The organism is Bathymodiolus platifrons methanotrophic gill symbiont, from assembly GCF_002189065.1.
Lineage (GTDB): Bacteria > Pseudomonadota > Gammaproteobacteria > Methylococcales > Methylomonadaceae > Methyloprofundus.
In genome coordinates, this window is the sequence record NZ_BDMN01000262.1 from 1 (window position 1) to 7,628 (window position 7,628).

General features: G+C 39.5%; 8 protein-coding genes and 1 tRNA gene. All 9 read left to right on the forward strand.

Translation table 11 applies throughout. The annotated features are described in order from the left end of the window. Positions 1 to 519 precede the first annotated feature (519 nt). Complete coding sequence (locus tag CDZ78_RS14395; protein ID WP_174664584.1) at positions 520 to 1,068, forward strand: FMN-binding protein; 549 nt, start codon at positions 520 to 522, stop codon at positions 1,066 to 1,068. Positions 1,069 to 1,300: 232 nt separating this feature from the next. Next, positions 1,301 to 1,600, forward strand: a complete 300-nt coding sequence (locus tag CDZ78_RS14400; RefSeq protein WP_140414079.1) for an FMN-binding protein — start codon at positions 1,301 to 1,303, stop codon at positions 1,598 to 1,600. Continuing rightward, positions 1,600 to 2,085, forward strand: coding sequence for an Aq_1264-related membrane protein (locus tag CDZ78_RS14405; RefSeq protein WP_087870634.1), 486 nt, complete (start codon positions 1,600 to 1,602; stop codon positions 2,083 to 2,085). The genes CDZ78_RS14400 and CDZ78_RS14405 overlap by 1 nt, the downstream gene beginning before the upstream one ends. Positions 2,086 to 2,154: 69 nt before the next feature. Next, complete coding sequence (locus CDZ78_RS14410; protein ID WP_087870635.1) at positions 2,155 to 2,841, forward strand: MliC family protein; 687 nt, start codon at positions 2,155 to 2,157, stop codon at positions 2,839 to 2,841. A 289-nt stretch (positions 2,842 to 3,130) separates the two neighbouring features. Continuing rightward, a complete protein-coding gene (locus CDZ78_RS14415; RefSeq protein ID WP_087870636.1) occupies positions 3,131 to 4,717 on the forward strand; it encodes a peptide chain release factor 3 in 1,587 nt (528 codons plus the stop codon). Between the two features lie 161 nt (positions 4,718 to 4,878). Next, positions 4,879 to 6,261, forward strand: coding sequence for an oxygen-independent coproporphyrinogen III oxidase (gene hemN, locus CDZ78_RS14420; RefSeq protein ID WP_174664585.1), 1,383 nt, complete (start codon positions 4,879 to 4,881; stop codon positions 6,259 to 6,261). A gap of 14 nt (positions 6,262 to 6,275) precedes the next feature. Next, entirely contained in the window at positions 6,276 to 6,899 is a 624-nt protein-coding gene (locus CDZ78_RS14425; RefSeq protein WP_087870637.1) for a hypothetical protein, read from the forward strand. Continuing rightward, entirely contained in the window at positions 6,899 to 7,195 is a 297-nt protein-coding gene (locus CDZ78_RS14430) for a SemiSWEET transporter (RefSeq protein ID WP_087870640.1), read from the forward strand. The genes CDZ78_RS14425 and CDZ78_RS14430 overlap by 1 nt, the downstream gene beginning before the upstream one ends. Before the next feature lie 140 nt (positions 7,196 to 7,335). Beyond that, positions 7,336 to 7,425, forward strand: a tRNA-Ser gene (locus CDZ78_RS14435). The last annotated feature ends 203 nt before the right edge of the window (positions 7,426 to 7,628 follow it).

Genomic DNA, 7,628 nt, shown 5'->3' on the forward strand with positions numbered 1-7,628 from the left:
ATGCCCAAAACAAGCTTTCGCAAAAATAGCGACTCCCCGCATTTGCATAAAATAGTTCCTGATTACCCAAACTCTCAGCTACACTGCGTCATTCCTGCATGTTTTTAGCAGGAATCTCGTGGGTTAGACAAAGATTCCCGATAAAGCTTGTGCCCACGCTTGACGTGGGTAGACTTCGGGAATGACGAGTTTTTTAACATACTAATGTTTCAAGTATTATTGTAATATGGCTGAGAGTCGCACGTAACCAGGAAATAGTTTATACGAAATGTAAAGTGTGGTTTTAGCCCCCCTTACAAAAGCAATACCGTAGTTAAAAAAACAAGGTGGTAGGCTAAAATAGGCCGTGTAAGTATTCAATAAAATCCGCTCCTCAGTTAAGGGAGGGGGAAGGTTAATAATAGAATGCTTTCACAGCCTATTTAGCTTACTTCTTTATTTAATCAATCAAGTAAACTTCGCATGATAATGGTTGCGGATTTTCTAAAGAGCATTATGTTTGCCACCCTGAGTATTAAAATGAAATTTTTAAAAAGTTGTTATCTGCTATTGTTTTTGATCTTGTCATTAGCTATGGCAATACCTGCTTATGCCAAAATTTACTACAGTAAACAAGAAGCAATGGAGCTTGCATTTGGCTCTGAAGCAACAGTTGAAATGATGTCATTATTTCTTACCGATTCAGATGTCGAGAAAATTCAGCAATTAGCGCGAGTTAAAGTTGACTCGGCTTTGTTCACCTTTTATGTGGGTAAAAAAGCGGGTGAACTTATAGGCTATGCAGCGATAGAAACACATAAGGTTCGTACCAAGCCTGAAACTTTGTTAATCGTGCTAAATGCGCAAGGTCAATTAACACAAGTGCAGACTCTAGCTTTTCATGAACCACCTGAATATCAGCCTTCGCAACGTTGGTATGCGCAGATGTTTAATTTACCTCTGGAAGATATTAGTTTTAGAGCTAAAATACAAGGTATTTCTGGTGCCACTTTAAGTAGTCGATCTGCGATAGACAGTGTGCGTAAGGTGTTAGCAGTTTATCAAACGCTGAAAATCAGGGAAACGTAGCCTAAGCGAAGTGATGATTTTTAGTCCGCGATAGCCGTAGGGCCGTTGTTTTGTCGGAGTCTGAGCGTTAGCGAAGGTGGAGACAAAATAAAAGGCCATCCGACACGGCGTCAAGTCATTTGGAGCCTATGTTCCGACCCCTTGTTGGGTCGGGACGAGGTGACGAGGACGCATCGGGGCCGCCGGAGGCATAAGTGGTCGCGTTAAGTTTTTGCTGCTTGCTTGGGCTGGGATGCCCAAAACAAGCTTTCGCAAAAATAGCGACTCCCCGCCCAAGCCTGAAACTTTGTTAATCGTGCTAAATGCGCAAGGTCAATTAACACAAGTGCAGACTCTAGCTTTTCATGAACCACCTGAATATCAGCCTTCGCAACGTTGGTATGCGCAGATGTTTAATTTACCTCTGGAAGATATTAGTTTTAGAGCTAAAATACAAGGTATTTCTGGTGCCACTTTAAGTAGTCGATCTGCGATAGACAGTGTGCGTAAGGTGTTAGCAGTTTATCAAATTAATGTGTTAGAGAAACAGTAATGCGCTTTTTCGTCACCGGTGAACAAAATCGTCAGCTATTACTCAACTCATTAATTTTGATGTTTTTAGGCTACATCCTGCTACTCTGGATTAGTAATGGCCTAATGTATTTTCATAAGATGGATTTAACGCCTGTTTCAGTGGTTAATTACTACTTAGGTTCAGAACAAGATTTTGCCCAGCCCAAAAGCTATCAGAGTATGTTAGAAGTTTCTCATTATCATGTGTTTTCTATGGGCTTACTTGTACTGACGTTGACTCATTTAATGATTATGACTAACTTATCGGTGCTGGTTAAAATATGGCTGAGTGCACTCGTTTATTTGTCAGCTATAGCTGATGAGGTTGCAGGATGGCTAGTCCGGTTTGTGCATCCTGATTTTGCTTATTTTAAAATAGCCAGTTTTCTCATGCTAGAAATCTCATTAGCAACCTTGATCATTCTTGTTTCAATTTCGTTACTCTATGCGCGGCGAAAAATGTAACTTTACTGTGTTAAGCACATGCTTTCCTAAATTCCGCAATTTTGGCATCAACTATAGAGGGTTCATATTGTGCAATTGAATAAGGTTTATTCCCTTGTTATAGGGTTGTTTTTATCTTCTGTATTAACCTCATGCGCTGAGGTCAATGGCGCTTTGCAATATGTGCATATCGGTACAGTTAATGAAACTCAAATACAAGCCTATGTCTATGAGTGCCCAGATAATTATCGGTTTACAGTTGGTGTAAAGGACAATGTAGCCAGACTATATTTTCCTGAGCAGACGATAAAATTAGCCCATGCGTTTTCCTTAACAGGCGCTAAATTTAGTAACAGAGACGCTACATTATGGCTTAAAGATACTAAAGCCAATCTAGAAATTAATTCGATAATGCATGAGGGGTGTATCAATAATTCAGATAAAGCTATCTGGGTGCGTGCTAAATTGAACGGTGTAGATTTTAGAGCTCTGGGTAATCAATCCAGCTGGATTTTAGAAATCGTGCAAGGAGACAATATTATCTTTGCCGATTATTTGCTGCAGATAAAGCAGTATTTATTTTCCAATCCAGACATAAATACTGAAGTAAGCACTGGTAAAACTATCTATACAGCCAGCAATGACGAACATAGCATAGTGATCACCATTATCGGTACTCCCTGTCAGAATATTATCAGCGATGAAATATTTGATTTTAGTGTCACTGTTAAACTGGATAACGAATTATTTCACGGTTGCGGCAGGTCGTTGATATAAAATTATTTACAAGCCTCTAGGCAATTATTGCAAGCATAAGTGCAAACGATTGTAACTGAGCTATTTCACATTAGTGCAGCACCAATTATCTTGAATCATTTCAAAACTGAATAAAACAATCTAGGGCAGGCTTTATACACATGTAGGTAAGCAGGTATAATGTTCTTTTTATTTAAGATTGCTTTGGTAAAAGATGTCATTGCTTAGCAACTGACGGGCTTGTAAATTCAGGGCTTTGAATTACATTATTTATTGTACTCATACGTGTACAAACCAGGAAAAAGACACAATGTCAGATGTAAATGTTACTAACGAAATCGATAGGAGAAGAACCTTTGCTATCATCTCGCATCCCGATGCGGGTAAAACGACCTTAACAGAAAAGTTATTATTATTTGGTGGTGCGATACAGCAAGCCGGGTCGGTAAAAGGACGTAAAGCAGACCGACATGCAACCTCGGACTGGATGGAAATGGAAAAGCAACGAGGTATTTCCGTAACCACGTCAGTGATGCAGTTTGAGCATAAAAATGCCATCATGAATTTGCTGGATACGCCAGGGCATGAGGATTTCTCCGAAGATACTTATCGTACTTTAACTGCTGTTGATTCTGCATTAATGGTGATTGACGTAGCGAAAGGCGTTGAGAATCGTACCATTAAATTAATGGAAGTGTGTCGTTTGCGCACCACACCGATTTTAACCTTTATTAATAAGCTGGATCGGGAAGGTAAAGATCCGATTGAGCTGCTGGATGAGGTCGAATCGGTATTAAATATCGAGTGCGCTCCAATAACCTGGCCAATCGGCATGGGGAAGCGCTTTAAAGGCGTGTACCATCTATATGAAGATACCGTACATTTATTTAGTGCGACGCATGGCGGTAAGATCATGCAGGGTGAGACTATCAAAGGTCTGGATAACCCTGAGTTAGATGCTTTGGTGGGTGATCAGGCGGAAGAATTACGCGAAGAAATTGAATTAGTTAAAGGCGCAAGTCATGAGTTTAATTTAGAGGCCTATTTAGCAGGCACTCAAACACCGGTTTTCTTTGGTTCAGCAATTAATAATTTTGGTATTCTGGAATTGCTGGATGCCTTTGTGGATTATGCACCTGCACCTAAAGGACGAGAGGCTGACCAACGATTCGTGAGTGCTAAGGAAGAAAAATTTACCGGCTTTGTGTTTAAAGTTCAGGCAAATATGGACCCATCGCATCGGGATAGAATTGCTTTTTTAAGAGTCTGTTCGGGTAAGTTTGATAAAGGCATGAAAATTAATCATGTGCGTATAGGTAAGAAAATTCAGGTGGGTAATGCGATAACCTTTAAAGCGGCGAGTCGAAAAAATATAGAAGAGGCTTATTCAGGTGATATTATCGGCCTGCATAATCATGGAACTATTCAGGTGGGTGATACCTTTTCCGAAGGCGAAGTGCTGAAATACTCGGGTATCCCTTATTTTGCTCCTGAACTTTTTCGTCGTGTGGTGCTTAAAGATCCTTTACGCAGTAAAGCATTACAAAAAGGCCTGGTGCAATTAACAGAAGAGGGCGCTACTCAGTTATTTAAGCCTTTGAAAAATAATGATTTAATTTTAGGTGCGGTCGGTATACTTCAGTTTGATGTTACTGCTTTTCGCTTAAAAGGCGAATATAATGTGGAATGTGTTTATGATAATGTTTCAATTAATACGGCGCGTTGGGTAAACTCTGATAATGCCAGCAAACTAGAAGAATTTAAGAAGAAAGCATTCGATAATTTAGCTGAAGATGGAGGGGGATTTCTAGTTTACCTTGCATCTAGTCGGGTTAACTTACAACTGACTGAAGAGCGTTGGCCTGATATTAAATTTAGTGCAACACGCGAGTTGTAATTAATCCTGTTAATACTTCGCGCGATTACAGATGCGGATTTTGTAGCGGTGACCGCGCGAAGTATAACAATGTAGGATGGGCAAAGGGAATTATCCCATACCCATTAAAGCGATAATTGATGGGCTCGGTAGGCTTTGCTCATCCTAATCAGAATAATATAATGGACCAATCTGTAAAATTCGACCTTGACCTAATAAATCGATACGATAAATCGGGCCCACGTTACACTTCTTACCCCACTGCTTTAGAACTACATGACGGTTTTAGCGAGCAAGACTATAAGCAGCAGATAGCATTATCTAATGCGCGTGGCGGGCCATTATCACTGTATTTTCATATTCCCTTTTGCGATACCGTTTGCTATTACTGTGCCTGTAATAAAATTATTACAAAAAACAGAGAACATGCAGAACCTTACCTGGCAAATTTATTTAAGGAAATAGCACTTCAGGGTGAGCTATTTGATAAAAAACGCACAGTTAACCAGCTACACTGGGGTGGGGGAACACCTACCTTTTTAGATTACGATCAGATGAGTCGCCTAATGGCTGCAACACGTCAGCATTTTAATTTAAAAAAAGATGATGATAGTGGTGAGTACTCGATAGAAATTGACCCACGGGCGACCGATGATCAAACTATTAAACAACTACGCGAATTAGGCTTTAATCGTATTAGCTTAGGTGTACAGGATTTTGATCCAGCCGTGCAGCAAGCCGTTAATCGTATTCAGTCAGAAGCGCAGACCTTTACCGTATTAGAGTCAGCACGAAAAGAAGGTTTTCGTTCAACCAGTATTGATTTAATTTACGGATTACCTCTACAAACTGTTGCATCATTTTCGCTTACTCTAGATAAAATTCTCAGTGTATCACCTGATCGATTTTCAATTTTTAACTACGCGCACCTTCCTGCTCGATTTAAAACACAAAGGCAAATTAATGAAGTAGATATGCCCAGTGCGGAAGTTAAACTGGATATTCTGCAGATGATTATGCAACGCCTACAGGAAGCGGGCTATATTTATATTGGTATGGATCACTTTGCCAAACCAGATGACGAACTGGCAATCGCGCAACGAGAAAATAAACTATACCGAAACTTTCAAGGTTACTCTACCCACTCGGATTGTGACCTGGTTGGCTTAGGTATTACTTCGATAGGGCGTGTGGCTGATAGCTATATACAAAATGTTAAAGATCTAGGTTCTTACGAAGCAGCGATTAGTAAAGGCGCGTTACCTATATTTAAAGGCTTTATCTTAAATGACGATGATAAGCTACGTCGCGGGGTGATTACCCAGTTAATCTGTCATTTTTCTTTATCATTTGAACAAATTGAGCAGCAATATGCTATTCAATTTAAAGACTATTTTTCCCATGAGTTAAACGTATTACAGACAATGCAAACTGATGGGTTATTGACAATGGATGAAAAAGGCATATACGTATTAACAGCAGGGCGCTTATTAATTCGTAATATTTGTATGACTTTTGATCGTTACCTTAATACAAAAACGCAACAATTTTCCAAAGTTATATAACAGAGGTACTTTCTATGAATGAACAGAAAAGCAGTAATACTAAAGGGTATATGGCAGCAGCATTAAACCATATCTATATTAACGAAATAATTTTCATTAGTTTAATATTGTTATGTTTTTTTGGTGAGGTATTAATAGAGGTCTCTGATAGAGCAGGGGTTTTGTATTGGCTATTAATGTCACCTGTATTCTTTTTTTGTTCCATATTGAGCGAAAAAACCAAGCGCTTAGCCACTGGATTTGAAACGCAGAACTTAATTAAACATCAGATACTATTCTGGGGTAGTGCTTTTTTTGCAATATTACTCGTATTTTTAACCTGGCATGCAGAGATGATGAAAGCTCTCGCTGCTGCAATCACTATCCACATTATACTGGCGCATACTATGTTTTTAAGTGGCATAGTCTTAGGTTTTCGCTTTTATTTAATTGGGGCCTTACTATTTGTTACAGCTGGGCTAACCATCTTAATGGAAGCGCATTTTGCCATCGATTTACTGATAACCCTTCCTTTTATCTGGTTAGGTCTATATTGGGAAAAAAATCACGTATTCCCAGCACTAACCCCCGATAATGAAATCATTAATGAGATAGTTGAGGATCAGGATCATCGCCGCAGGAAAGACGATATAAAATGATGACGATTACGCCGGAAATTATAGGCTACGTAGCGGCCACACTTACGACGAGCTCGTTTTTGCCACAAGCCATTATGACGATTAAAACAAGGGATACAGAATCCTTGTCTTTAGGTATGTATGCTACTTTTACATTGGGCGTATTACTATGGCTAATTTATGGACTATACCTTGAGGATAAGGCTATTATCTATGCAAATGCCATTACATTAATTTTAGCATCCTCAATTTTATTTATGAAGGTTTATAACTCAGTAACAAATAAAACGGGGCATACCTCAGGCAAAAAACAATAAACAAAGGCAGGCAATGCAGGGAATTAAAAGGAAGGGTAGCTCTAAAGCATTGAAATAGTAATCAAAGAAATTTATATTGTTTTTTTCTTAATAAAAGGCTTTTCATTTTTCTGAAAATTGCGTATTATACCAGCTTTTACGGAGAGGTGGCTGAGCGGCCGAAAGCGGCGGTCTTGAAAACCGTTGAGGGTTTATCCCCTCCCAGGGTTCGAATCCCTGCCTCTCCGCCATTGTTTTATTCTCAATGCCCAGTGACTTGCGAAAAGATTCACAAAGCCCACGCCGTGCGGACTTTGGTTGCATTGTCTTATTTAGAGACGCGCACTTATCGCTGATGATATACCCGAAATAGCCTAGCGTCTCAAAGCCACTTTTTGCCAGTGACTCGATTATGTTAACGGCAATTTAATGACGTTGACTTTTAGGGTTATTA